Source organism: Pseudomonas sp. GW821-FHT07G10 (assembly GCF_059418545.1).
In genome coordinates this window covers 1-26,720 of record NZ_JBWKQB010000025.1, presented here as the reverse complement: position 1 = coordinate 26,720, position 26,720 = coordinate 1, and the positions used below count along the sequence as shown (strand labels likewise).

General features: G+C 59.4%; 22 protein-coding genes and 1 pseudogene. 18 read left to right on the top strand and 5 right to left on the bottom strand.

Features of this window, described 5'->3' with window-relative positions:
- Positions 1-145: 145 nt before the first annotated feature.
- Both AC07O1_RS23350 and AC07O1_RS23345 read left to right on the top strand, forming a co-directional pair.
- Entirely contained in the window at positions 146-1,294 is a 1,149-nt protein-coding gene (locus AC07O1_RS23350) for a pyridoxal phosphate-dependent aminotransferase (protein WP_495024642.1), read from the top strand.
- Positions 1,282-2,073, top strand: a complete 792-nt coding sequence (locus AC07O1_RS23345) for an amidohydrolase (protein WP_495090284.1) — start codon at positions 1,282-1,284, stop codon at positions 2,071-2,073. Before AC07O1_RS23350 ends, AC07O1_RS23345 begins: the two co-directional genes overlap by 13 nt.
- 175 nt (positions 2,074-2,248) lie before the next feature.
- On the opposite strand, the gene leuA is transcribed toward AC07O1_RS23345, so the two are convergent.
- The 4 genes from leuA to AC07O1_RS23325 form a co-directional block, all read right to left on the bottom strand.
- Positions 2,249-3,922: a 2-isopropylmalate synthase gene (gene leuA / locus AC07O1_RS23340; protein ID WP_495090283.1), complete on the bottom strand. Its 1,674-nt coding sequence runs from the start codon at positions 3,920-3,922 to the stop codon at positions 2,249-2,251.
- Between the two features lie 364 nt (positions 3,923-4,286).
- On the bottom strand, positions 4,287-5,108 hold the full coding sequence (locus tag AC07O1_RS23335) for a peptidoglycan DD-metalloendopeptidase family protein (RefSeq protein ID WP_495090282.1): 822 nt from the start codon (positions 5,106-5,108) through the stop codon (positions 4,287-4,289).
- 3 nt (positions 5,109-5,111) lie between these two features.
- Complete coding sequence (gene xseA / locus AC07O1_RS23330) at positions 5,112-6,491, bottom strand: exodeoxyribonuclease VII large subunit (protein ID WP_494992143.1); 1,380 nt, start codon at positions 6,489-6,491, stop codon at positions 5,112-5,114.
- A gap of 34 nt (positions 6,492-6,525) precedes the next feature.
- The gene (locus AC07O1_RS23325) at positions 6,526-7,428 is read right to left on the bottom strand and encodes a LysR family transcriptional regulator (protein WP_495090281.1); all 903 of its coding nucleotides are present in this window, start codon (positions 7,426-7,428) and stop codon (positions 6,526-6,528) included.
- A gap of 101 nt (positions 7,429-7,529) precedes the next feature.
- Here AC07O1_RS23325 and AC07O1_RS23320 point away from each other — a divergent pair, with 101 nt between their 5' ends.
- The 9 genes and pseudogenes from AC07O1_RS23320 to AC07O1_RS23280 all read left to right on the top strand — a co-directional run bounded on the left by AC07O1_RS23320 (position 7,530) and on the right by AC07O1_RS23280 (position 16,053).
- On the top strand, positions 7,530-8,297 hold the full coding sequence (locus AC07O1_RS23320; protein ID WP_495090280.1) for a sulfite exporter TauE/SafE family protein: 768 nt from the start codon (positions 7,530-7,532) through the stop codon (positions 8,295-8,297).
- A 151-nt stretch (positions 8,298-8,448) separates the two neighbouring features.
- Complete coding sequence (locus tag AC07O1_RS23315) at positions 8,449-8,997, top strand: sugar ABC transporter ATPase (protein WP_495011129.1); 549 nt, start codon at positions 8,449-8,451, stop codon at positions 8,995-8,997.
- A 176-nt stretch (positions 8,998-9,173) separates the two neighbouring features.
- A complete protein-coding gene (gene guaB, locus AC07O1_RS23310) occupies positions 9,174-10,643 on the top strand; it encodes an IMP dehydrogenase (protein WP_495011128.1) in 1,470 nt (489 codons plus the stop codon).
- Between the two features lie 96 nt (positions 10,644-10,739).
- Positions 10,740-12,317 (top strand): glutamine-hydrolyzing GMP synthase, encoded by a 1,578-nt coding sequence (gene guaA, locus AC07O1_RS23305; RefSeq protein WP_495090279.1) that lies wholly within the window; start codon positions 10,740-10,742, stop codon positions 12,315-12,317.
- Between the two features lie 307 nt (positions 12,318-12,624).
- Positions 12,625-12,951, top strand: a pseudogene (locus tag AC07O1_RS23300) (Arm DNA-binding domain-containing protein); the annotation flags it as partial.
- Positions 12,923-13,255, top strand: coding sequence for a hypothetical protein (locus AC07O1_RS23295; protein WP_495090278.1), 333 nt, complete (start codon positions 12,923-12,925; stop codon positions 13,253-13,255). The pseudogene AC07O1_RS23300 and the gene AC07O1_RS23295, both read left to right, overlap by 29 nt.
- On the top strand, positions 13,236-14,186 hold the full coding sequence (repC, locus tag AC07O1_RS23290) for a replication protein C, IncQ-type (RefSeq protein ID WP_495090277.1): 951 nt from the start codon (positions 13,236-13,238) through the stop codon (positions 14,184-14,186). Before AC07O1_RS23295 ends, repC begins: the two co-directional genes overlap by 20 nt.
- 678 nt (positions 14,187-14,864) lie before the next feature.
- Positions 14,865-15,794, top strand: coding sequence for a malate dehydrogenase (locus AC07O1_RS23285; RefSeq protein WP_495012370.1), 930 nt, complete (start codon positions 14,865-14,867; stop codon positions 15,792-15,794).
- Between the two features lie 118 nt (positions 15,795-15,912).
- Complete coding sequence (locus tag AC07O1_RS23280; RefSeq protein ID WP_495090276.1) at positions 15,913-16,053, top strand: hypothetical protein; 141 nt, start codon at positions 15,913-15,915, stop codon at positions 16,051-16,053.
- A gap of 10 nt (positions 16,054-16,063) precedes the next feature.
- On the opposite strand, the gene treR is transcribed toward AC07O1_RS23280, so the two are convergent.
- Positions 16,064-16,768, bottom strand: a complete 705-nt coding sequence (treR, locus tag AC07O1_RS23275; protein WP_494991946.1) for a trehalose operon repressor — start codon at positions 16,766-16,768, stop codon at positions 16,064-16,066.
- Positions 16,769-17,000: 232 nt separating this feature from the next.
- Between treR and treP the strand changes: the two genes are divergently transcribed.
- From treP to tadA, 7 genes are all read left to right on the top strand, one after another.
- Positions 17,001-18,443: a PTS system trehalose-specific EIIBC component gene (gene treP, locus AC07O1_RS23270; RefSeq protein ID WP_495090275.1), complete on the top strand. Its 1,443-nt coding sequence runs from the start codon at positions 17,001-17,003 to the stop codon at positions 18,441-18,443.
- 130 nt (positions 18,444-18,573) lie between these two features.
- Positions 18,574-20,223, top strand: a complete 1,650-nt coding sequence (gene treC / locus AC07O1_RS23265; RefSeq protein ID WP_495090274.1) for an alpha,alpha-phosphotrehalase — start codon at positions 18,574-18,576, stop codon at positions 20,221-20,223.
- Positions 20,224-20,318: 95 nt separating this feature from the next.
- Entirely contained in the window at positions 20,319-21,542 is a 1,224-nt protein-coding gene (locus AC07O1_RS23260; protein ID WP_495090273.1) for a maltoporin, read from the top strand.
- Positions 21,543-21,603: 61 nt separating this feature from the next.
- Positions 21,604-24,138 (top strand): phosphoenolpyruvate--protein phosphotransferase, encoded by a 2,535-nt coding sequence (gene ptsP / locus AC07O1_RS23255; protein WP_495090272.1) that lies wholly within the window; start codon positions 21,604-21,606, stop codon positions 24,136-24,138.
- Positions 24,139-24,140: 2 nt separating this feature from the next.
- Positions 24,141-24,437: a PTS sugar transporter subunit IIB gene (locus AC07O1_RS23250; RefSeq protein WP_495090271.1), complete on the top strand. Its 297-nt coding sequence runs from the start codon at positions 24,141-24,143 to the stop codon at positions 24,435-24,437.
- Between the two features lie 322 nt (positions 24,438-24,759).
- On the top strand, positions 24,760-26,136 hold the full coding sequence (locus AC07O1_RS23245; protein ID WP_494991952.1) for a multicopper oxidase family protein: 1,377 nt from the start codon (positions 24,760-24,762) through the stop codon (positions 26,134-26,136).
- A complete protein-coding gene (gene tadA / locus AC07O1_RS23240) occupies positions 26,136-26,633 on the top strand; it encodes a tRNA adenosine(34) deaminase TadA (RefSeq protein ID WP_495090270.1) in 498 nt (165 codons plus the stop codon). The genes AC07O1_RS23245 and tadA overlap by 1 nt, the downstream gene beginning before the upstream one ends.
- Positions 26,634-26,720: the final 87 nt, after the last annotated feature.

The following is a 26,720-nucleotide window of genomic DNA, read 5'->3' as shown; positions in this document are numbered from 1 at the left end:
GCGTCCATGGCGGCATTCCCACGCAGAGCGTGGGAACGATCAAAGAAGAGGGCGCCAATGGCGCCCTTTTTCATACCTGCCGTTTGGGCTATCCTCGGGCTCTCCCGTGCCGCCGTAGAGCCGGGTGTTCAGCAGGGAATTACCCATGATCACCAGTAAGCTGCCGAATGTCGGCACCACCATCTTTACTCGCATGTCACAGCTCGCGGTAGAAACCGGCGCGCTCAATCTGTCCCAGGGTTTTCCCGATTTCGACGGTCCGCAGGCCCTGCGTGATGCCGTAGGCCGGCATATCGCCAGTGGCCACAACCAGTATTCACCCATGACCGGCCTGCCGGCGCTGCGCCAGCAAGTCGCGGCCAAGATCGCCCGCAGCTATGGCTGCACGGTGGACGCCGACAGCGAAGTGACCATCACTCCCGGCGCGACTCAGGCGATTTTCTGTGCCATTCAAGCGGTGATCCGCAGCGGCGACGAAGTCATCGTTTTCGACCCGTGCTACGACAGTTATGAACCGTCGGTGGAACTGGCCGGCGGTCGTTGCGTGCACGTTCAGTTGGGCCTGGATGACTTCGCCATCGACTGGCAGAAGCTTGGCGAAGCGCTGAGTCCACGTACGCGGATGATCATCCTCAACTCTCCGCACAACCCAAGTGGCGCACTGATTACCCGCGCCGAGCTGGACCAGTTGGCGGCGCTGATCCGCGATCGCGATATTTATGTGATCAGCGATGAGGTCTACGAGCATCTGGTGTTCGACGGTGTGCCTCACGTCAGCGTGCTGGCCCATGAAGAGCTGTATCAGCGGGCCTTTGTAGTGAGTTCCTTCGGCAAGACTTACCACGTCACAGGCTGGAAAACCGGCTACGTGGTGGCCCCGCCCGCCTTGACCGCTGAGCTGCGCAAGGTGCACCAGTACGTCAGTTTCTGCGGCGTCACGCCGTTGCAATATGCCTTGGCCGATTACATGGCCGAACACCCTGAGCATGTCGAAGAACTGCCGGGCTTCTATCAGGCCAAGCGTGATCTGTTCTGCGACTTGCTGACACCTTCGCGGTTCAGTTTCACTCGGGTCGCCGGGACCTATTTCCAGTTGGTGGACTATTCGCGGATTCGCCCTGACCTTAATGACGTCGATATGGCGCTATGGATGACTCGTGAGCACGGTGTGGCGACGATTCCGATCTCGGTGTTCTACCAGAACCCACCGCAAGGGCAGCGTCTGGTACGTCTGTGTTTTGCCAAGCGCGAGGAGACGCTGCGCCAGGCTGCGGAAAAACTATGCGTGATCTGAGTGCACTACCAAATCTGAACATAGCGCTGATTCAGACAACGCTGGCCTGGCATGACCGTCAGGCGAACCTCGAGCATTTCGAGCAACTACTCGAACAAGCCCAAGGCGCGGACCTGATCATTCTGCCGGAAATGTTCACCACTGGCTTTTCCATGGCGTCCGAAGCCCTGGCCGAGCCGGAAAACGGTCCCACCAGCAAGTGGCTGCGTAGCCAGGCAAAAAAGCTGGATGCGGTGATCACCGGTAGCGTGATTGTCCAGGCCGCCGATGGCAGCCATCGCAATCGCTTGCTGTGGGCGCGTCCCGACGGTGAAGTCTGGCATTACGACAAGCGCCACTTGTTCCGTATGGCCGGGGAACACAACCACTTCACGCCGGGCGAGCGTCAGGTGCAGTTCGAGCTCAAAGGCTGGCGGGTGCGTCCGCTGATTTGCTATGACCTGCGCTTCCCGGTGTGGAGCCGCGATGCTCAGGACACCGATTTGCTGCTGTACACCGCCAACTGGCCTGGCGCCCGGCGTCAGCACTGGAACCGCCTGTTGCCGGCGCGCGCCATCGAAAACCTCTGCTACGTGGCAGCGGTGAATCGGATTGGCACCGATGGCAAAGGCTTCGCCTATACCGGCGACAGCCAGGTGCTGGATTTCCAGGGCGAAACCCTGCTCAGCGCCGGGGAGGCGGATGGGGTGTTTCAGGTCTGCCTGAACGCTGCAGAGCTGGTGGCTTACCGGACGCGGTTTCCGGCTAACCTGGATGCGGATACCTTTCAGCTCACATAGGCGCTTCTAGATCGTTCCCACGCTCTGCGTGGGAATGCAGCCCGTGACGCTGCGCGTCACATTCAGAGCGGACACGGAGCGTCCAGTGAGGCATTCCCACGCGGAGGGTGGGAACGATCAGCCCAACAAAAAGGCCCCGAGGTGTTAACCCCGGGGCCTTTTGTATTTCGACTGGTTACGCCGCTTCTTGGGCTGGTGTCTGGCTCAGGGAGCGGTTCAGCGCGCTGAACAGGGCCTTGAAGCTGGCGGTGGTGATGTTTTCATCGATGCCCACACCGTGTACTGCACGTTCGCCGTTCACGCGCAGTTCAATGTAGGCCGCAGCCTTGGCATTGGTGCCCGCGCCGATAGCGTGTTCGTTGTAGTCCATGATCTCCACGGCGATCGGCAGACCGGCCACCAGGGCTTCCAGGGCGCCATTACCCTTGCCGCGCCAATGTTGGGTTTCTCCGTCGCAGTGAACCTCGATCTCGACTGTGCTGTGGCCGTTCTCTTCCTGCAAACGATGGCTGACCAGCGCGTAAGGCAGGTTGGCCTGCAAGTACTCGCTGTGGAGCAAGGCATGGATCTGCTGGGCAGTCATTTCAAGGCCCAGGCGGTCGGTTTCACGCTGTACCACCTGGCTGAACTCGATCTGCATGCGACGCGGCAAGTTGATCCCGTATTCCTGTTCCAGCAAGTAAGCGATACCGCCTTTGCCCGACTGGCTGTTGACGCGGATCACCGCCTCGTAGCTGCGACCGATGTCGGCCGGGTCGATCGGCAAGTACGGCACTTCCCAGAGGGTGTCCGGTTTTTGTTGAGTGAAGCCTTTGCGGATAGCGTCCTGGTGCGAGCCGGAGAATGCGGTGTGAACCAGGTCGCCGACATACGGGTGACGCGGGTGCACGGGGATCTGGTTGCACTCTTCAACGACTTTGCGCACGCCGTCGATGTCGGAGAAGTCCAGCTCGGGATCGACGCCCTGGGTGTAGAGGTTCAACGCCACAGTCACCAGGTCGACGTTACCGGTACGCTCACCGTTGCCGAACAGGCAGCCTTCGACGCGATCGGCACCAGCCATCAGACCCAGCTCGGTGGCGGCAACGCCAGTGCCACGGTCGTTGTGGGTGTGCAGGCTGATCACCACGCTGTCACGGCGGTGGATGTGACGACCGAACCACTCGATCTGGTCGGCATAGATGTTCGGGGTCGCGCATTCGACGGTGGCTGGCAGGTTGAGGATCACCTTGTTTTCAGGCGTCGGGTTCCAGACCTCGATCACGGCGTCGCAGACTTCCTTGGAGAACTCCAGCTCGGTGGCGCTGAAGGTCTCTGGCGAGTATTCGAAGGTCCACTGGGTTTCCGGCTGCCGGGCTGCGTATTTGACGAACAGCTTGGCGGCGTTCACGGCGATTGCCTTGATCCCTTCCTTGTCCTGATTGAAGACAATCTTGCGGAAGGATGGGCTGGTGGCGTTGTACAAGTGAACGATGGCTTTTTTCGCGCCGCGCAGGGATTCGAACGTGCGCTCGATCAGGTCTTCACGGCCTTGGGTCAGCACCTGGATGGTGGTGTCGTCCGGGATGTGGTTACCTTCGATCAGGGTCCGTACGAAGTCGAAATCGGTTTGCGAAGCAGCAGGGAAGGAGGCTTCGATTTCCTTCACGCCAACGGCGACCAGGGTTTTCCAGAAGCGCAGCTTCTTGACCGCGTCCATCGGCTCGATCAACGACTGGTTGCCGTCGCGCAAGTCGGAGCTGCACCAGATCGGCGCGGAGGTGATGGTTTTCGATGGCCAGGTGCGGTCCGGCAAGTTGATGGTAGGGAACGCGCGGTATTTCGAAGACGGGTCTTTGAGCATGGTCATCAGGAAATCCTTATTGAGTTGGCCGAAAAGAGGCGGCCTGCCGTTGAATCAAATTTTCTATGGATGAAGCAGGGGACGAGGCACCGCGATTCACCCTGGCAGTCGTGCACTGACGAGGCAGAGGCTGCGGTGTTGACGACGCTGAATGAGGGTGTGAGAGGTTTTCATGCCTTCAACCCTAACCATTGGGGTGAAGGATGGCAAGCTGGTGAAAAAAATTGAGATAATTTCTGTTTTTGAGGCGTGTTTCGAGATTTTGTGGCGCTAAATTGTTCTTGTCGTTGGATTAATTGCGTTGATGTTAAAAGGTCAGCAATGATCGTTCCCACGCTCTGCGTGGGAACGATCCCTGAATCGGCGGCGATTACGGCTGGAAGGCACCGATAAAGATCGCCGGATCAACCCGGGTGTCATTCAAACTTACGTTCCAATGCATATGTGGTCCGGTCGCCCGGCCGGTGGAGCCGACTTTGCCAACCACGCTACTGCGGGCCAGTTGCTGGCCTACCTTCACGTCGATTTTAGACATATGGCAGAACATGCTGATAAAGCCCTGGCCGTGGTCAACGAACACTGTATTGCCATTGAAGAAATAGTTGCCGATCAGGATCACCTTGCCGGCGGCCGGGGTTTTGATCGGTGTGCCCGCGGGCACGGCGAAGTCCAGCCCGGCGTGGGGATTGCGCTCCTCACCGTTGAAGAAACGGCGCACACCAAACTTGCTGGAAAGCGGGCCATCGACCGGTTTGTCCAGTAACAGGTTGCTCGGTGTGTTCGGACTGAAGCTGCGGTAGGCGCGAATCTGTTCGGCCAATTCAGCGTCGATGCGTTTCAGATCTGCCGGGTCTGGATTGACCTGCCGCTGGTTTTTCAGGGTGATGCGCTGTTCCGGGTAGTGCTTGTTGCCGACGGTGAAACTCAGGCTGCGGCCGCCCGCACTGATCTGCTGGCTGCCCGGTTTGGCCGTCAAAGGCACGCCAACAATCGCCAGCCAGTTGTTCTGTTCCTTGATCACCAGCAACGGTTTGTCCTGATAGCTGGCTTTTGGCACTTGAGCCGAAGGACCGAGATCGACGACTGCGACGCCACCGGGCACCGGTTTGTTCAGCAGACGGGTGATGTAACTGTCGGCATGGGCGTTGAAAGACAAGCAAAGTAACAGCAGGGGGCCAAGAAAACGCAGCATGGATCAATCCAGTAAAGAAAGGGTGACAGGCGTCAGGTGATTGTCTTCGACGCGCACCTGCAATTCACCTTCGCCGAGCCGGGCCTTCAGGCGCTGACCGGTGTGGGTCTGTGCGGCGCTGCGTATGGCCTGGCCGCGCTCGTCCAGCAAAATGCTGTAACCACGGCTGAGGGTCGCCAGCGGGCTGACCACATGCAGTGTTTGCATCTGGCTTTGCAGTTGCAGGCGACGGGTCTTCAAACCTTCGCGCATCGCACGCGGCAAGCGTTCGGCGAGGCTTTCGAGGCGTTGGCGCAGCATGGCCAGCTGCCGACCGGGATGCTGCCCGGCGAGGCGGGTTTCCAGGCGGATCAGCCGCTCGCGACGGATATTGAGGCTGCGCTCGAAAGCGCGGCGCATGCGCATGTCCAGGTCATCCAGACGTTGCGCTTGCTGGCGCAGGCGTTCGCCGGGATGACGCAAGCGACGCGCCATGCCTTCCAGACGCAGGCGGTCGCGCATCAGCCGATCGCGGATACGCATCACCAGGCGGCGGTGCAGGCTTTCGACCCGGCGTTGTAGATCGCTGGAATCCGGTGCCAGCAATTCAGCGGCGGCGGAAGGCGTCGGCGCACGGACGTCGGCGACGAAGTCGCTGATCGACACATCGGTTTCATGGCCTACGGCGCTGACAATGGGTGTCACGCAGGCATCCACCGCACGGGCGACGGCTTCTTCGTTGAAACACCAGAGGTCTTCCAGCGAACCGCCGCCGCGCGCCAGGATCAGCGCGTCGAAGCCGCGGGCGTCGGCCAGCTGCAGGGCGCGAACGATCTGCGCCGTGGCTTCACGGCCCTGCACGGCAGTCGGGATCAGGGTCAGCCGGACTTGCGGGGCACGGCGGCGGAATACGCTGATGATGTCGCGTATCACCGCGCCGGTTGGTGAGCTGATGATACCGATGCGTTGTGGATGGGCAGGCAGCGGCACTTTTCGTTCGGCGCTGAACAGGCCTTCGGCACTGAGTTTTTCCTTCAGTGCATCGAAGGCCAGACGCAACGCGCCATCGCCGGCAGGCTCCACAGTGTCGAGAATCAGTTGATAGTCGCCACGGCCTTCGAACAACGAAACCTTGCCGCGCACCTTGACCGCCAGGCCGTCCTTCAACACCTGACGAACCCGCGCGGCATTCTGCCGGAACAGCGCGCAACGCACCTGGGCACCGCTGTCCTTGAGGGTGAAATACACGTGACCGGAGGCCGGGCGGGCGAGGTTGGAGATTTCGCCTTCGACCCAGATGTTGCTGAACACGTCTTCCAGCAACACCCGTGCACGGCCGTTGAGCTGGCTGACGGTCAGGACTTCACGGTCGAGGCCGAGTCTTGCAAAGGGATCTTTAATCATGGGGCGCAGTTTAAAGGCATTCGGCTGACAATCTCTACGAATCTAAGGCGTTGCTGAAGTGCTGTACGAATTGTTCTACCAACGGCGTCGGATTCTGTCGATAGGCGAGGGCGACGGTGCTTTGGCAATCCGGGTCGGCCAGGGGCAGGAAGTGAATATTCGCCGGTGCGATGTCTTGCATCGACTCAGGTAGCAGGGCAATGCCGAAACCGGCCTGGATCAATTGCAGCTGCGTGGTTTTGCGCGACACCACGCGGGCGGCCTTGGGAAAAAAGCCCTGGCGCATGCACAGTTCAGCGGATAAATAGCTGAGCCCGCCACGTTGCGGATGGGGGATGGAGATAAAATCCTGGTCCTTGAGTTGAGACAGATCGATGCCTTGCTCAGGTGTATTCATCGCCAAAGAATGGTCGGGTGGTACGGCGAGCAACAGGCGCTCGCTATAGAGCGATGCAATCTGCACCCCTTCTCGCTGGCGTAATACCGGCAGACGCAACAGACCGATGTCCAACCGACCCTCCGCCAGTTCTTCGAGTTGCGCGTCGGACGAGAGTTTGACGATGTCCATGGACACGCCGGGGCAATGTTCCAGATAGCTGCTGATACCTTGCAGCAGGCGGCCGCTCATCGGCACCGTGCTGGAGTGGCTCAGACGCAAGGTGCCGAGTTGACCGTTGCCTATCTGAGTCGCTATTTCACTGGCCTTGTTCAGTTCGCTTAAAAGGTTTCTGGCTCGCTGATAAAAAGCCTCACCCGCAGCCGTCAGGCGTGGTTGGCGAGCGGTACGTTCGAACAACGGGGTCTGCAGCTGGACTTCCAGTTCCTTGATTTGTCGACTCAAGGCCGATTGAGCAATGAACAAACGCTCGGCAGCGGCACTAAAGCTGCCACATTCGGCGATTTCGACGAAATAGCGCAGTTGACGGGTTGAAATCACGAGTCATGCCTTTTCGAGATGGGTTGATGGCTTTGAAGATATTAGTCGCAAGGCTCGTCACTGACTAAAGTCATTCTGAAAGGATCAAGGAAGTCATACCGATGAGTGTTGTCGCACTGTTAAATCAATGGCCGTTCGGCGCGGTGGATTGGCTGGTGATCGAGCTGGGCATAGCCCTGGCCTATATCGTGTTCGGCATCGCCGGCTTCGGCACGGCGCTAGTGGCGGGACCGATATTGATTCTGTTCATGCCGCTGTCGAAGATTGTGCCGCTGCTGGTGTTGCTGGATTTTGTCGCGGCGTTTGGCAATTTGTTGCCTTCACGACGCAATGTGGTCAAGCCTGAGTTACTGAGGCTGCTGCCGTGCATGGCCGTGGGTTGCACCTTGGGGGTGATTTTTCTGCTTAATCTCAAAGCCGAAGTGTTGTTGCTGCTCATGGGGCTGTTTATCAGTGCTTATGCGATCTACAGCCTGTCGGTGAAAATCCGTCCCGCTCAGCTTGCTGCCGGGTGGTCGATCCCGATGGGCACGGTGGGCGGGTTGTTTGGTGCGTTGTTTGGCAGTGGCGGCTTTTTATATGCGATCTATTTGAACAGCCGTTTGCCGAAGGATGCCGCGCGGGCGACCCAGAGTGCGCTGATCAGTTGCAGCACGGTGGTGCGTTTGAGTCTGTTTACGCTCGCGGGTGTGTATGCCGAACTACCCTTACTGTTGTTGGCTCTGTGTTTACTGCCAGCAATGGCGCTGGGACTGTTGATCGGTCGCCGATTGACCATGAAGCTGTCCCGAGACGCCTTTGTGCGGCTGGTGACCTGGCTGGTACTGGCCAGCGGCATTGCCTTGATCACTCGTTATCTGAGTACTTGACCTGATGGTGTCAGGGATTAAGCTGCCGGCCGCCAGATCCATTCGCGGGCAAGCCTTGCTCCTGCAGATTTATCGATTCATGCAGGAGACTTGCCGGCGAGACGGCTGACCGGACAACGCAAAAATCTCATTCAACGCTTCAGGCCCCACCATGAACTCCCAAAGCATCATCGTCCCGAAAATTTCCACACTGCCGGTGCACGAACCCCGAGCGCGGGCGATCGTGCGTTGGCTGGTGCGCAAGAACATCATCGAAGAAGAACTGACCACCTGCGGTCGTACGGGCAATCGCATGGCCCATGCGATTGCGCCGGGGGCTTGCAGCGTGGTGCTGCACCCTGAGGCGTTACCTTTCGGTGAGCCGGTGAATGGTCTGGAGATCATCACCAAGCGCTGCATCTATACACCGGCCAAAGGCTTTCTCGAAGAAGCTGGCTGCGCTGAGTGCCGAAAAGAAGTGGGTGAAGCCCTGTTCGACAGCCTGGAAGACTGGATGCCCGGACGCACGGATAACTTCACCTGCCCGGAATGTGGCCATGAAGACGACATCAACGGCTTTCTGTTTTTGCAGGAATGCGGTTTTTCCAATCTGGGCTTCATCTTTAATAACTGGGCCGAAGCGGGATTCAAACAGAGCTTTCTCGATGAGTTTGCCGAATGGCTTGATCAGCCGGTGACCTGGGTCAAGGTCGAGCTTTAACCAGGTTAGAACAAAGTCGCTCCTGTTGGAGTGAAGCTTGCTCGCGATGCAGACGCTGCGGTCTTCAAATGGCCCTCCCATCACCCCGCCGATAATAGGCGGAGTTTTACATTGAGCCGAAGGGGGTGTCTGAGTATAATGGCGCGCTTCCATTTTCCCGCTCGGGAGCCCCCGCGATGCTGCGTATCAGCCAAGAAGCTCTGACCTTCGACGACATTCTCTTAGTGCCCGGTTATTCCGAGGTTCTTCCTAACGAAGTCAGTCTCAAAACCCGTCTTACCCGTGGCATCGAGCTGAATATTCCACTGGTTTCCGCCGCTATGGACACCGTCACTGAAGCCCGTCTGGCAATTGCCATGGCTCAGGAAGGCGGCATCGGCATCATTCACAAGAACATGACCGTCGAGCAGCAAGCTGCCGAAGTGCGCAAGGTCAAGAAGTTCGAAGCCGGCGTGGTCAAGGACCCGATCACCATCGAGGCTGACGCCACGGTACGTGATCTGTTCGAACTGACCCGCATGCACAACATTTCCGGCGTTCCGGTGCTGCACGATGGCGATCTGGTCGGCATCGTCACCTCCCGTGACGTGCGTTTCGAAACCCGTCTGGAAGCTACCGTTCGTGAAGTCATGACGCCGAAAGAGCGTCTGGTCACCGTTCGCGAAGGCGCCAACAAGAACGAAGTCCGCGAGCTGCTGCACAAGCACCGCCTGGAAAAGGTCCTGATCGTCGACGACAAGTTTGCCCTCAAAGGCATGATGACCGTCAAAGACATCGAAAAAGCCAAGGCCTACCCGCTGGCCAGCAAGGACGACCAGGGTCGTCTGCGTGTCGGCGCTGCGGTCGGTACCGGTAAAGACACCGGCGATCGCGTCGCGGCACTGGTTGCTGCCGGCGTTGACGTGGTGGTGGTCGACACCGCCCACGGTCACTCCAAAGGCGTGATCGACCGCGTTCGCTGGGTCAAAGAGAACTTCCCCGAAGTCCAGGTGATCGGCGGCAACATTGCCACCGGCGCTGCTGCCAAGGCCCTGGCCGAAGCCGGCGCTGACGCGGTCAAGGTCGGTATCGGCCCTGGCTCGATCTGCACCACGCGTATCGTTGCCGGTGTTGGTGTGCCGCAAATCAGCGCCATCGCCAACGTCGCCGCTGCCCTTGAAGGCACTGGCGTCCCTCTGATCGCCGACGGCGGCATCCGTTTCTCCGGTGACCTGTCCAAGGCCATCGTTGCCGGTGCTTCCTGCGTGATGATGGGCTCGATGTTCGCCGGTACCGAAGAAGCTCCAGGCGAGATCGAACTGTTCCAGGGCCGTTCGTACAAGGCATACCGTGGCATGGGTTCGCTGGGCGCCATGTCCCAGGCTCAAGGCTCCTCCGACCGTTACTTCCAGGACTCCTCCGCGGGTGCCGAGAAGCTGGTTCCGGAAGGCATCGAAGGGCGTGTTCCGTACAAGGGCACCCTGAGCGCCATCATCCACCAGCTGATGGGCGGCCTGCGTTCTTCCATGGGTTATACCGGTAGCGCCAACATCGAAGAAATGCGTACCAAGCCAGAGTTCGTGCGCATCACCGGCGCCGGCATGGCTGAATCGCATGTCCACGACGTGCAGATCACCAAAGAAGCGCCAAACTACCGCGTAGGTTGATGCTTCCAGCAAAACGTTAAGTAACCGGGGCTGTTTTCAGCCCCGAGTTGTTTCTGAATCAAGACTGTTTTTGAATTACTTAGACGAGACTGAATCATGGCCCTCGACATTCACGCTCACCGCATCCTGATCCTCGACTTCGGTTCCCAGTACACCCAGCTGATCGCCCGCCGCGTGCGTGAAATCGGCGTTTACTGCGAGCTGCATCCGTTCGACATGGACGACGAAGCGATCCGCGAATTCGCGCCGCGCGGGATCATCCTCGCCGGTGGCCCGGAGTCCGTGCACGAAGCCGACAGCCCACGCGCGCCACAAGCGGTCTGGGACCTCGGCGTACCGGTTTTCGGTATCTGCTACGGCATGCAGACCATGGCCGAGCAACTGGGCGGCCGGGTTGAAGGCTCCGAGCTGCGTGAGTTCGGTTACGCCCGTGTCGACGTGGTCGGCAAGAGCCGCGTCCTGGACGGCATCGAAGACCATGTCGATGCCGATGGCGTCTTCGGTCTCGATGTGTGGATGAGCCACGGCGACAAAGTTACCGAAATCCCGAAAGGCTTCCACATTCTGGCCAGCACCCCGAGCTGCCCGATCGCCGGCATGGCCGACGACACCCGCGGCTACTACGGCGTGCAGTTCCACCCGGAAGTGACCCACACCAAGCAGGGCGGTCGCATCCTTTCGCGTTTCATCCTCGACATCTGCGGCTGCGAAGCCCTGTGGACGCCTTCGAAAATTGCTGAGGACGCCATCGCCAACATTCGCGCCCAGGTCGGCACCGACAACGTACTGCTCGGCCTGTCCGGCGGCGTTGACTCCTCGGTAGTTGCCGCGTTGCTGCACAAAGCCATTGGCAACCAACTGACCTGCGTCTTCGTCGACAACGGCCTGCTGCGTCTGCACGAAGGCGAGCAAGTGATGGCCATGTTCGCCGAGAACATGGGCGTCAAAGTGATTCGCGCCAACGCTGAAGAGCAGTTCCTGAACAACCTGGCCGGCGAGTCGGACCCTGAGAAAAAACGCAAGATCATCGGCCGTACGTTCATTGACGTGTTCGATGCCCAGTCCAACAAGCTGGACAACATCAAGTACCTGGCCCAGGGCACCATCTACCCGGACGTGATCGAGTCGGCTGGCGCGAAAAGCGGCAAGGCTCACGTGATCAAGTCGCACCACAACGTGGGTGGCCTGCCGGACGAAATGAACCTCAAGCTGGTTGAACCCCTGCGCGAGCTGTTCAAGGACGAAGTCCGTCGTCTGGGCCTGGAACTCGGCCTGCCGTACGACATGGTCTACCGTCACCCGTTCCCGGGCCCGGGCCTGGGTGTGCGGATCCTGGGTGAAGTGAAGAAGGAATACGCAGACCTGCTGCGTCGCGCGGACCATATCTTCATCGAAGAGCTGCGCAAGGCCGACTGGTACCACAAAGTCAGCCAGGCCTTCGTAGTGTTCCAGCCGGTGAAATCGGTAGGCGTGGTCGGCGACGGCCGTCGTTACGCCTGGGTCGTGGCCCTGCGTGCAGTAGAAACCATCGACTTCATGACCGCACGTTGGGCGCACCTGCCTTACGAGCTGCTGGAAACCGTCAGCGGCCGGATCATCAATGAAATCGAAGGCATCTCCCGCGTCACTTACGACGTGTCGAGCAAGCCGCCTGCGACCATCGAGTGGGAATGATTGGGCGTCTGGCACTGACCGGCACCAAGTAGCAAGAAGCACCCTGAAGCCCGCGTAAATGCGGGCTTTCGGCTTTTTTGGTCTGGCAAATTCTGGCAGCTCTGTGCATCGCCAAGCACCGTGTTTGTGTGGCACGGTAAGGGGCATTGACTGAGCGCAATGCCATGCTCGGTGTTCGATACCATGTCGTCTCTGTAGGGGGCAGCATGGTATCAAATCTCATCATCCGCCCGGTTTCATTGGGTTTCCTTGCGGTCTTGGGGTGTTTTCCGAGCATGGTATTTTTTGAACGGAATCCGCGAGCGCCATGCTGACCGATACCAAGCTACGTAATCTCAAACCGAAAGAAAAACTCTACAAAGTTAACGACCGCGATGGACTTTACGTGGCTGTTACCCCTGCGGGTTCAATCTCATTTCGCTACAACTACTCCATCAACGGCCGTCAGGAGACCGTTACGTTCGGTCGCTATGGCGTGGGCGGCATCACACTTGCGGAAGCTAGAGAGCGCTTGGGTGAGGCTAAAAAGATGGTTTCGGCCGGTAAGTCACCAGCCAAAGAAAAGGCCCGTGCTAAGGCTCGTACCAAGGGTGCAGAAACGTTTGATGCGTGGGCCGAGAAATGGCTACGCGGGTAAGGGCGCAGTCATGATGGGCGCAGGCGACCAGCAGCAGGCCAGTCGAGGGTCGTCCGTGTTGGTCGATAACATCCGGTGGCAATCGTATCTGTCCGGCATGACGCAAGGCGAGTCTGAGGAATGGGGAGTCGAGGACAGTCAGCGTGGCTGCTTTGTCCGCTATGGTGTCAGCAAAGCCAACTACGGCACACCCTTTCAGGAGCGTTGGTTCCGTCGGCATGAGGGTGGTGTACTGAAGCCCGCCGTGCTGGAGAAACAGCCCAAGGCCAAGAGGGCGCGGCTTGTCGCAGCGACATATTAAACCAGCCTACGCCCTACTTGACCCCGCCCACGTCTTTGACGGGCTGTTCGTGCCTACCAAGGGTAAAAAACGAGGACGCTTGCTCCTCGAGCCGCGCCGCTTCGGTAAGCTAGAGATCGGATTTCAGGGTTTTGAGCAACTTGGAGCCGATGACCAGTCAATTCTGTACGCCCTAACGGCTCAGCTTGGCATTGCAAAGCTTGTGATCGAAAGCACCTCAGCCGGGCCAATCAATAAGCAGCTACGCCTTGCATTGGAATTTAATCACGATGACGGAGCACCGTTGGCGAGCAAACGCACCAGCCTGCGAAGCCTACTTATTGATGCTGGATATCAAGACCCTGAGAGTGGGCGGGCGCTGAAGGCGGCAAAAGAGAGCTTGAATCGTCTAGCCAATACACAGGTTCGGGAGATCAACCACCAAACGGGATGGGACCGGCGCTGCAACCTGATCTCGGTCAGCTTTAACCATAAAACCGGTGAAATCCATATCGCAGCAAACCCGCGTTTAACGGATGCAGTTTTTCATGGACAGTACGTCAAAGTCTCACTGTTCGAGCGCAACGAGCTGGAGACAGGAGTGGCGAAAATTCTACATGCCTGGCTTTGCTCGAATATCCGGCTAGGTCGGGCGTTGGGTAACGGAAATGGGGCACACCTCGATACCATTGCACCGCATGTTTGGGGCGGTGCGGCTTGGGCTAGATTCGCCGCCTCAGACCGTAGCAAGAAGCGCGACCAGTTACGGGCGGCATTGCACGAGATCGCGGATCAAACGCGGAGCCTGCATGACGGCTATGGCTGGTCCATCGAACAGATGAGCAGTGGGCTAGTGTTGGTCAGCCGACCAAAGAGTATGCCACTAATCGAGCAGTATTCAGGTTGTGAGACGCCCAGCGAGTATCACGACTTAACTCAAGCCCCGGCTTAGGTGGCAACATCCCCCGGCCTAAGTGGAAACTACCCCCGGCCTAGGTGGAAATAAATCACGTGCCAAATATGGGCGCAAAATCGTGCTCTGTCTGGCTTCCAGTCCTTTCGCGAAATTCCGCTCTAAGAAGTTCTAAGAAGCTTCTACTCTGCGCGCGAAGCGCCGCGCCTCGAGGCGCAGCCCATCACTTGCAACTTTATCGGCCTACGGCCTTTGGACACCAAAAGGAAAGGCCGTGGGCTGGATTGTTCGTTGTGCTTACCAGGAGACCCGAAGAGCCATCAACGGCGCTTTCAAGGGCTTGGTGCGCGGTAGGGTTCTTAGACCCCGGAAATTGCTCAAAATGGATAATTGCACAGATCTGCCCACCCATTGGCACTCGACCTGACCAATCATTTGCATCGGATTTGACCATCACGCTGCGTGGCCATGACCGGCAAAGAACGACCCATTGCGGACGATGGCAAAGGGCTGCGATAGACCCGGAGCAGTCCGCTAAGGCCGCACGGCTCGGCCTATGGGGGTTATCAGAGGCTAAAGTAATGCCGCCATGGGAATGGCGAAAAGCAGGTAAAACAAATACAGGCCACCTTCGGGTGGTCTTTTAGCATTAGCGGGTAATACTTCTCTGTATAGGCGGGCGTGTTGCTGGTGGCGCGAGCCGCTGGGAGGTGTGAGGTGAACAAGCTATCAATTGTGGGTGCCGGTATGGTGGGTGAGGCGGCGGCTCAGATCATCGCCCGGGAAGAGTTCTGTCGTGAGTTGATGTTGATTGATGTGCAGGGTGAGTTGGCACAGGGCAAGGCGCTGGACGTCTGGCAGGCGGCAGTTGAGTCAGGTTCTGATACCAGGGTTTACGGCGGGTCCAATGCCGAATTGCTGCAGGATTCTGACCTAGTGGTGATTACGGCGGGTGTGCCCCGCAAGCCTGGTCAGTCGCGTCAGGATGTATTGAGTATCAATCTGCCAATTCTCGATAGCATCATGCTGGATATTAATCGTCATGCTCCGGCGGCGACGGTGTTGGTGGTGTCGAACCCGGTCGACGTGCTGACCTATCGGGCTTGGTGTCTCAGTGGGCTGGGACGCAACAGGGTGTTCGGGCAGGCGGGGGTACTGGATACAGCGCGCATGAAGTGTTTCATTGCCGAGGAGACAGGGTTTTCTGCTCGGGATATCACGGCGCTGGTGCTGGGAGGGCATGGCGATAGCATGGTGCCGCTGATGCGATACTGTGCGGTCGGTTCGGTGCCGCTGTCTCACTTCCTGTCCAATCAGCAGATAGAGCAGATTGTGGAGCGCACACGTCAGGGTGGCGGCGAGATTTTGGGTTTGAAGAAGGTGGGGAGCGCCTGCGATGCGCCGGGCGTGGCAATTGCACAGATGGTGGATGCTATCGCCAATGGGCGAAACCGCATTTTGCCGACGGTCGCGATTCTCGAGGGCGAGTACGGGCGAACTGGTATTGCCATGGGTGTCCCCTGTGTGCTGGCGGAGGATGGGGTTGCGCGGGTGATCGAGTTGTCTCTGGATGCGCAGGAGCAGGCGATGTTCGACCGCTCTGCAGATCAGGTGGTGCGCGATATTGCTGAAATGAATGCTTTGTGAGCGGGGTTATATGAGGTGGGGCGCAACGGGGAGTGGAGCGCCGGTCCCTGGCGCTCGGGGTCATGGTGTTACCTGGTGTAATGAGGGCAAGACATCCGTCTGGCACCTGGCTGAGGTATTGAGCTGGCTGGATGCAAAGGGCGGCTACAGCCTCGAACAACCGGTGATCGACGTCGCCCGGATCGCGCAAAGCGTCAATCTCGTCAAGGAGTCACGCCGGGTTGTGGCCCTGAGCGCCGAGTGGCAGGCGCTGGTTTGACGCACTCCTCTCAGCGCCGCGCAACGTCCGAGAAGTAGAACTTGTCCAGCGTATGCCGTGATTCGGTGTACTCGAACTGGCGACCGTCCTGCAGAAAGGTCTGGTTGCTGACCACGATGACATGGCTCTGGCCCTCAAGATCCAGGTGTTGTTGGTCATCCTTGCTGCGCGGTACCGCTTCGATGGTCCGCTGGGCATAGCTGATTTGCAGTTGCAGGGTTTGCTCGATGAAGGCGTAGATCGAGTGCTCGGCGATCTCGCGATTCAGGCCTGGGATCACATCGGCGACAAAGTGGTTGATGTCGAGGATCACTCGCTTGCCGTCGATTCGGCGTACGCGCTTGATACGGGTGATCAGGCTGCCTTCTTGCGCCTGGATGTGTTCGAGCAGGGCGCCTTCGAGGGGGAACTGGCTGAACTCGACCACCTCGGTGCTGACGTCGTTGCCCAGCCGCGGGTAGGTTTCCTGGAAACTGACAATTCCGCCCAATTGGAATTCGATCGGGTTGGGCGACAGAACAAAGGTGCCTTTGCCGTGGATTTTCTGGGCGAAGCCGCGTTCCTGAAGTTGCTCTATGGCCTTGCGCACAGTGCCGCGACTGGCCTGGTAGCTGTCCATCAATTCGGTTTCAGAGGGCAGCCGCGCGCCACGTTCCAGACGTTCGGTGGTGATGCTGGCAAGCAGATCGGTGTAGATCTGGTTGTATTTACTCATGGGATGGCTCTGTGCCCGCTGCGCTCAAGGTCTGGAACCTTAAGGGCAGAGTTGGGGTTTGTCCATGTAGATGGATCGCACAGGAAAACTCACCGCTGGTCGGGTTCAGGATAAACAAATCGTAACTCGTCTGTACGAGTTGTTGCTTTAACTCGTACAGACGAGTACTTTTCACTTCGGCGTACTGCCAATAGCGCTCTCCAATAACAAGAATCCAAGTGGAAGAAAAAGCATGAGCCACGATTATCCGAATATCGCCAGCGAGATCCTTCAGAGCCTCGGTGGTGCAGACAACCTCGAACAAGCTGCGCACTGTGTCACCCGACTGCGGCTGGCGCTCAAAGACCCGAGTCGGGTCGACAGCGCGACGCTGAACCAGATCGATCTGGTCAAAGGTTCGTTTTTCACCGGCGGCCTGTTTCAGGTGGTCATCGGTCCCGGCGAGGTCGAGAAGGTCTATGCCGCGCTACGCCAAAAGACCGGCCTCGCCGCGTCGACCATCGCCGACGTGAAACAAAAGGGCGCCGACAAGACCAATGCCATGCAGCGTCTGGTGCGGGTGTTCTCCGATGTGTTCATGCCGATTCTGCCGGCACTGATCATTGCCGGCCTGCTGATGGGCGTGAACAACCTGATCGGCGCCAAAGGCATGTTCATCGCCGGCAAGACACTGCTTGAGGCGTACCCGACGCTGGACGGTGTCTGGAGCCTGATCAATTTGATGGCCAACACCTCGTTCGTGTTCCTCCCGGCGCTGGTGGGCTGGTCGGCGGCCAAGCGTTTTGGCGGCAGTGAAATCCTCGGCATCGTGCTGGGCCTGATGCTGGTGCACCCCGATCTGCTCAATGCCTGGAACTATGGCAAGGCGGTAGCGGGGCTGGACGGCCAGAGCCTGCCGTACTTCGATATATTCGGTTGGTTCAAGATCGAGAAGGTCGGCTATCAGGGCCAGATCCTGCCGATCCTGATGGCCGCCTACGTCATGAGCGTCATTGAAAAGTGGCTGCGGGCACGCGTGCCGAATGCCATTCAACTATTGGTGGTGCCGATTACCACCATCGTCGTGACCGGGGTGTTGGCGCTGGCGGTGATCGGCCCAGTGACCCGTCACCTGGGGATTTTGATCACCGAAGGCGTGGTCACCCTGTTCGACCTGGCGCCGATGGTTGGCGGGGCGATATTCGGTCTGCTCTATGCACCGCTGGTGATCACTGGCATGCACCACATGTTCCTCGCCGTGGACCTGCAGTTGATCTCGACTCAGGGCGGCACCTTCATCTGGCCGATGATCGTCATGTCCAACCTGGCCCAGGGCAGTTCGGCGCTGGCGGTGTTCTACATGAGCCGTAATGCGCGGGATCGGAGCATGGCCTCGACCTCGGCGATTTCCGCCTACTTCGGTATCACTGAGCCGGCGATGTTTGGCGTCAACCTGCGCTACAAATTTCCGTTCTACGCCGCCCTGACCGGTTCGGCGCTGGGCGGCATCTTTCTTTCCCTGAACAAGGTCCAGGCCTCGGCGATTGGCGTCGGCGGGCTGCCAGGGTTCATTTCGATCATTCCGCAATTCATTCCGATGTTTGTGATCGGCATGGTCATCGCCATGGTCGTACCGTTCGTTTTGACCTGTGGCTTGAGCATGAAGATCGTCCGGCCTGGGTATCGAGTCGCCTGATGGATCGCTATCGCGAGCAAGCTCGCTCCCACAGTTGACCGCATTCCAATGTGGGAGCGGGCCGGGCGGCGTTCCGATGCTCGCGATGAGGCCCTCAGGGCCAGTACAAAACCAATTGAAGGAATCCTCCATGCAGAACTGGCAGCGCTCGGTGATCTACCAGATCTACCCGAAGAGTTTTCACAGCCACGCAGGCAACGCTACGGGCGATTTGCTCGGTGTGGTCGCCAAGCTCGATTACCTGAAATGGTTGGGCGTCGACTGCCTGTGGATCACGCCGTTCCTGCGGTCGCCACAGCGCGACAACGGTTACGACATCAGCGATTACTACGCCATCGACCCGAGCTACGGGACCATGACTGACTGTGAGCTGTTGATTGCCGAGGCGGGCAAACGCGGTATCAAGTTGATGCTCGATATCGTGGTCAACCACACCTCCATCGAACACACGTGGTTCCAGCAGGCCCGCAGCAGTCTCGATAATCCGTACCGCGACTTTTATATCTGGCGCGATCAGCCGAACAACTGGGAGTCCAAGTTCGGCGGCTCGGCCTGGGAATACGAGGCGCAAACCGGGCAGTACTTTTTGCACCTGTTCGACCACACCCAGGCCGACCTCAACTGGGACAACCCGCAGGTCCGTGCTGAAGTCTTCAAGCTGATGCGCTTCTGGCGTGACAAAGGTGTGGGCGGGTTCCGTCTGGACGTGATCAATCTGATCTCGAAACCGGCGGACTTTCCCGAGGACAACAGTGACGGTCGACGCTTCTATACCGATGGCCCGAACGTCCACGACTATTTGCAGGAAATGCACCGCGAAGTCTTCGAAGGTAGCGACCTGATCAATGTTGGTGAGATGTCCTCCACCAGCCTTGAACACTGCATTCGTTATTCGCGTCCCGACTCGAACGAGTTGTCGATGACCTTCAACTTTCACCATTTGAAAGTCGATTACCCGAACCAGCAGAAATGGATACGCGCCGATTTCGATTTCCTCGATCTCAAACGCATCCTCTCCGATTGGCAGACCGGCATGCAGGCCGGCGGTGGCTGGAATGCACTGTTCTGGTGTAACCACGATCAACCGCGGGTGGTCTCGCGTTTTGGTGATGACGGTGAACACCGAGTGGTCTCGGCGAAGATGCTCGGCACCGCGCTGCACTTCCTTCAGGGCACGCCTTTTGTGTACCAGGGTGAAGAGCTGGGCATGACCAATCCGGGTTTTGATCACATTGAGCAGTACCGCGATGTCGAGACGCTGAACATCTATCGCCTCAAGCGTGAGGCCGGTGAATCCGAGGCTGAAAACATGGCGGCGATCATGCAGAAGTCCCGGGACAACAGCCGGACGCCGATGCAATGGAACGCTCAAGCCCACGCCGGTTTCAGCACTGCCGAGCCCTGGATCGGCGTGCCGGAAAACGCGGCGCTGATCAACGTCGAACAGCAGTTCGACGACCCGGCGTCGGTGCTGCATCACTACCGCCAACTGATCGCTTTGCGCCGCACCGAGTCGCTGATTCAGGACGGCGTGTATCGCCAGCTCCTGGCCGACCACACCCAGGTCTGGGCCTACCTGCGCGAAGGTGACGGTGAACGCTTGCTGGTGGTGAACAACTTCTATGCCGCGGCCTGCGAAGTTGATTTGCCGGAAGGGGTGATCACTGACGGGATGGGGCAGCGCCTGGTAATCAGTAACTATGGCAACTGCCCAACGCGCAGCCGACAGCTCTTCTTGCGGCCTTACGAGTCGTTCGTCCTGCACCTGACCGACCACTGACAAGCACTGTTTCAAACAACTCGCAGAGCGCCGAGCGGGGGAGTGTTGCGCGCCGCTTTTGCAGAGCAAACACAATAAAAATAATGGGGTGGCTCATGAAAATAACCATAAATCGCAGCCTTGCAGCATCGTGCGTATGCCTGGCATTGCCGTTTTCGGCCCAGGCCCTGGAGTTCGCCGGTTACTTGCGCAGCGGCGTGGGGACCTCGGTCAACAGCAGTTCGCAGTCGTGCTTTCAATTGCCCGGCGCGCAGTCGAAATACCGGCTCGGCAACGAATGCGAACAGTATGCGGAGCTGGAGTTGCGTCAGGACTTGTTTACCCTCGACGACGGTTCGGTGCTCAGCGTCGATGGCATGGCGTCGCTGTTTAACCAATACGATCGCAGCCTGACGTTCCAGGGCAACAACGGCTCGGTGCGCATGCCGCAGATGTATGCACAGTGGTCGAAGATGCCCAGCCTGAACGGCGGTTCGTTGTGGGCCGGTCGGCGTTACTACAAGCGTAATGACATCCATATTTCCGACTTCTACTACTGGAACCAGAGCGCCACGGGCGGTGGGGTCGAGGACGTACTGATCGGCGATCTGAAGTACAGCTACGCCTTCTCGCGCAAGGACAACCTGTTCCAGAAGGACTACATCAGCCGGCACGACTTCAACGTCGCCGGGTTCAAGACCAACCCCGGTGGTGAGCTGGAGTTCGGCCTGAGCTACATCGACAAACCGGGTAGTCGCGACGCTCACAGTGGCTGGGCGATTACCACCCAGCATGTACAGAAAGACTTTTTGGGCGGCAAGAACAAACTGGCATTCCAGTACGGCGAAGGTCCTGGCACCGGGTTGGGCTATACCGGCAATGTCGGCCTCGACGACAGCAACAAGAGCTACCGTGTGGTGGAATTCTTCGACTGGCAAGTGACACCGCGCTTCGGTGGCCAGGTCGAAGCGGTCTATCAGAAAGACATTCGCCCGGACGGCAACGATCAGAACTGGATTTCCCTCGGCATTCGTCCGGCCTATGCCATCACTGAACAGTTCAAACTGGTCACCGAACTCGGTCACGATCAGGTCGAGGCCCCCGGCGGCACGCGTAAACTGAGCAAGTTCACCTTCGCCCCGACCTGGTCGCCCAAGGGCCCGGATTTCTGGGCGCGCCCGGAAGTGCGCCTGTATTACACCTATGCCAGCTGGAACGAAGCAGCCAAACGCGCGGCGAACGAATTGGCGGCGGGTTCGGCGTTGTCCGATACCGGCGCTTTCGGTACGGCGTTGCATGGCTCGAATGTCGGTTTGCAGGTCGAGTACTGGTGGAAATAAGCGATGCTGTCGGGGCGCGTGCTCCATCAGCACTTAAAAGAACAAAACAGCAGGTGAAGTCATGGCCACAACCCAACATTTGCAACTGCTAGCGCCCTTGTCCGGGGTGCTGATGCCGCTCGATCAAGTGCCGGACCCGGTGTTTTCCAGCCGTCTGATCGGTGACGGCCTGTGCATCGATCCGACGTCGCAAACCCTCTGCGCGCCGCTGGCCGGGGTGGTCAGCAATGTGCAACAGAGTGGCCATGCGGTCAGCATCACCGACGACAGCGGTGTGCAGGTGTTGATGCACATTGGTCTGGACACGGTGAACCTTGCCGGCAAGGGTTTCAAAAGGTTGGTGGAAGAGGGCCAGCGGGTTGAGGCCGGGCAGGCATTGATCGAGTTCGACGCCGACAACGTTGGCTTGCATGCCCGCAGCCTGCTGACCTTGATGCTGGTGGTCAGCGGCGAGCCCTTCAGTCTGCTGACACCGGACAGCGGTCTGGTGGCATGCGCGCAGCCGGTGTTGCGCCTGAGCCTGGGCGATCCGCGTACCAGTGTGGCGCAGGAAGAGGGCGAAGCGCGGTTCTCCAAACCGCTGACCCTGCCCAACCTGAACGGTTTGCATGCACGTCCTGCGGCGGTATTTGCCCAGGCGGCGAAGGGGTTTTCGGCGAGCATTTGTCTGCATAAACAACAGGCCAGTGCCAACGCCAAATCCCTGGTGGCGATCATGGCGTTGCAGACCGCGCAGGGCGATACCTTGCAGGTCAGTGCGGTGGGCGAGGATGCCGAGCTGGCGATCAAGACCCTGGCCGAGTTGCTGGCGGCGGGTTGTGGTGAAACGGTCGTTGCGGTGGCGATGAGTGAGCCGGTTACGCTGGTTGAAGCGTCTTCGGCGAAGCTGTTGCGTGGCGTCTGTGCCTCGCCGGGCTCGGCGTTCGGGCAGGTAGTCCAAGTGGCGGAGCAGACCCTTGAAGTGGTTGAGTCAGGCTCGGATCAAGCCGAAGAGCGCAGGCATCTGGAGCGTGCATTGCTCCAGTCTGCGCAAGCATTGCAACGCTTGCGCGACAACGCGACAGGCAGTGCGCAAGCGGAGATTTTCAAGGCGCATCAGGAATTACTGGAAGACCCAGGCTTGCTGGAGCAGGCCCACGCCTTGATCGCTGAAGGGAAAAGTGCCGCGTTCGCCTGGCGCAGTTCGACCGAGACGACTTCGCAGCTGTTCAAAAGCCTGGGCAGTCCATTACTGGCCGAGCGCGCTCTGGACCTGGCGGACGTTGGCCAGCGGGTGCTCAAACTGATTCTCGGTGTGCAGGACAACGCCTGGGTCTTGCCGGAGCAGGCGATCCTGATCGCTGAACAACTGACGCCTTCGCAGACCGCAGGCCTTGATACCGGCAAGGTGCTGGGCTTTGTCACCGTGGGCGGCGGCGCCACCAGTCATGTGGCGATTCTCGCCCGGGCCATTGGCCTGCCGGCCTTGTGCGGGTTACCGGCGCAAGTGCTGCAGCTTGCCAGCGGCACTCAAGTCTTGCTCGATGCCGACAAGGGCGAGCTGCACCTGGACCCGGATCTGTCGGCTATCGAACAGTTACAGACCAAACGTCAGCAGCAACAGCTACGGCGTCAGCGCGAACTCGAACACGCTTCACTGGCAGCCTGTACCCGTGACGGTCATCACTTCGAGGTGACGGCCAACGTCGCTTCGCTGCCAGAGGTTGAGCAGGCGGTGACGCTGGGCGGTGAGGGTGTCGGTCTGCTGCGTTCGGAGTTTCTCTATCTGGAGCGCAACAGTGCACCAAGCCATGATGAACAAGCGGTCACCTACAGTGCCATCGCCCGCGCGTTGGGGACGGAGCGCAATCTGGTGGTGCGCACCCTGGACGTTGGCGGCGACAAACCGCTGGCCTACGTGCCGATGGAGAGTGAGGCCAATCCGTTCCTGGGCATGCGCGGGATTCGCCTGTGCCTGGAGCGTCCCGAGCTGTTGCGTGAGCAGTTCAGAGCGATCCTGACCTGCGCCGGGCTGGCCCGTTTGCACATCATGCTGCCGATGGTCACCCAGCTGTCCGAGCTGCGCCAGGCCCGGCAGATGCTCGAAGAGGAAGCGCTGACACTGGGGCTCAAGGCATTGCCCAAGCTCGGCATCATGATCGAAGTTCCAGCCGCGGCGTTGATGGCCGATCTGTTCGCTCCCGAAGTGGACTTCTTCTCCATCGGCACCAATGACCTGACCCAATACACCCTGGCCATGGACCGTGATCATCCGCGGCTGGCCAGCCAGGCCGACAGTCTCCATCCGGCAGTACTGCGCCTGATCGCCAACACCGTGAAAGCCGCTCACGCCCACGGCAAGTGGGTCGGGGTGTGCGGCGCACTGGCCTCCGAGACCCTGGCGGTGCCGCTGTTACTGGGGCTGGGAGTGGATGAGCTGTCGGTCAGTGTGCCGTTGATTCCGGCGATCAAAGCGACAATCCGCGAAGTGGACCTGAGGGAATGCCAGGCCATTGCTCAACGGGTCTTGAGTCTGGAAAGCGCCGAGCAGGTGCGTGAAGCCTTGCACGGGCATCAACAGACGGCAGTCGTCACCTCATTGGTTCTGGAGAACTGAATATGTTCGAGAAAATGCAGCGGGCGTTCTGGAAAGCCCTGACACCGGATCTGGTGGTGGATCAGCCCAAGGTTGTTATTGATCCGCAGAGCTCTTCATCGTTGGAGCCAGAAGTCGTGGCCGCATTGGGTGGTGCCAATAACCTCAAATCCCGGCAACGAATTGCCCTGACGCGGGTGCGGGTGGAGCTGCACGATGACACGCAAATGGACCCGGTGGCCTTGCGTGCGGCCGGTGTCCCGGCGGTGATGGTGTTGGCGGGTGGGGTTGTGCATTTGGTGGTGGGGTTAGAGGCGTAACCGCAGAACGGCTTTTGTGGCGGGGCTTGCTCCCGCCGGGCTGCGAAGCAGTCCTGAAATCTACCACCGCGGTTTGTCAGACAGAACGCATTCACCGGTTTTACGACCGCTTCGCGGCCGATCGCGGGCAAGCCACGCTCCCACATTAGATCGCAGTCTTAAAGGGGGAATGCGATCAAGTGTGGGAGCGTGGCTTGTCCGCGAAGGCGTCCTGTCAGACGACACAAACCTTTGCGCCCTTACTGTTTCTCATCTGCAGGTGTATCGTATTCGCCTTTTTGCGGGCTCAGGCCCGCTGCTGATACGTGAGGTAGTTGAATCCATGTCCTTTTCCCGTCGACAGATACTCGGTGGTCTGGCCGGTCTTGTAGTGGTTGGCGTCGGGGCTGGTGGCGCGTCGCGCTATTGGCTGGGGAAGATGGCTGACGCCGATGCAGGTCACGACTACGAGCTGATCGCCGCCCCGCTGGACGTAGAACTGGTTGCCGGGCACAAAACCGAAGCGTGGGCCTTTGGCCCCTCGGCGCCGGGTACCGAGTTGCGAGTGCGCCAGGGCGAGTGGCTGCGGGTGCGCTTCATCAACCATTTGCCGGTCGCCACCACCATTCATTGGCATGGCATTCGCCTGCCGCTGGAGATGGACGGCGTACCCTACGTCTCGCAATTGCCGGTCTTGCCCGGCGAATATTTCGATTACAAATTCCGTGCGCCGGACGCCGGCAGCTTCTGGTATCACCCGCATGTGAACAGCAGCAAGGAGCTGGGCCGCGGGCTGGTCGGGCCGTTGATCGTCGAAGAGCGTGAACCCACCGGTTTCAAGTACGAGCGGACCCTGAGCCTGAAGAGCTGGCATGTCGACGAAGAGGGCGCGTTCGTTGCCTTCAGCGTTCCCCGCGAAGCTGCACGTGGCGGGACGGCCGGCCGGCTGGCGACCATCAACGGCGTATCGCAGGCGGTGGTCGACCTCCCGGCCGGGCAGGTCACGCGGGTGCGTTTGCTCAACCTCGACAACACCCTGACCTATCGGATCAACATTCCCGGCGTCGAAGCGCAGATCTACGCGCTGGACGGCAACCCCATCGAGCCTCGACCGCTGGGCAAGGAATACTGGCTGGGACCTGGCATGCGTATCTGCCTGGCGATCAAGGCACCGCCAGCCGGCGAAGAGCTCTCCCTGCGCAACGGGCCGGTACGTATCGGCACTTTCCGTTCGGTGGCCAACACTGATGCCCCGACCCAATGGCCACCGGCGCTGCCGGCCAATCCGATCTCCGAGCCAGACATCGCCAACGCCGAAAAACTCAACTTCAACTTCGAGTGGGTTGGCTCGGTCTCGGTGAACGTGGACAATGGCAAACCGCCGAGTCTGTGGCAGATCAACGGCAAGGCCTGGGACATCACCGACAAGACCTGCGCCGACCGCCCGATTGCCACGCTCAAGAAGGGCAAAAGCTACATATTCGAATTGAAAAACATGACTCAGTATCAGCACCCGGTCCATTTGCACGGCATGAGCTTCAAGGTCATTTCCTCGAACCGCAAGACGATCATTCCGTACTTCACTGACACCTACCTGCTGGGTAAAAACGAGCGCGCCCGTGTCGCGCTGGTGGCGGATAATCCGGGTGTGTGGATGTTCCACTGCCATGTGATCGACCATATGGAAACCGGTCTGATGGCCGCCATCGAGGTCTCCTGATGCGCCAGATGCGTCAACCGAAAATCATTGATCGCAGCCGTGATCAGGACTTCATGCGCGAAGCCCTGGCCCTGGCCGCCGAAGGCGCCGCGCTCGGGGAAGTGCCAGTGGGCGCGGTGCTGGTGCAGGACGGTGAAATCATCGGTCGCGGCTTCAATTGCCCGATCAGCGGCAGCGACCCCAGCGCACATGCCGAGATGGTCGCGATCCGTGCAGCGGCGCAGGCTGCGAGCAATTACCGTCTGCCGGGCAGCACGCTGTATGTGACGCTGGAGCCGTGCAGCATGTGCGCCGGTTTGATCGTGCATTCGCGAATTGCGCGGGTGGTGTACGGGGCGCTGGAGCCCAAGGCGGGGATTGTGCAAAGCCAGGGGCAGTTCTTCAGCCAGGACTTCCTCAACCATCGGGTGTTGTTCGAAGGTGGGGTCCTGGCCGAAGAATGTGGCACGGTCCTGAGCGAGTTTTTCAAGGCGCGTCGGGCCAAGTCAGCAGACTAAACACAAATCAAATGTGGGAGCGGGGGGGGGGGGGGGGGGGGGGGGGGGGGGGGGGGGGGGGGGGGGGGGGGGGGGGGGGGGGGGGGG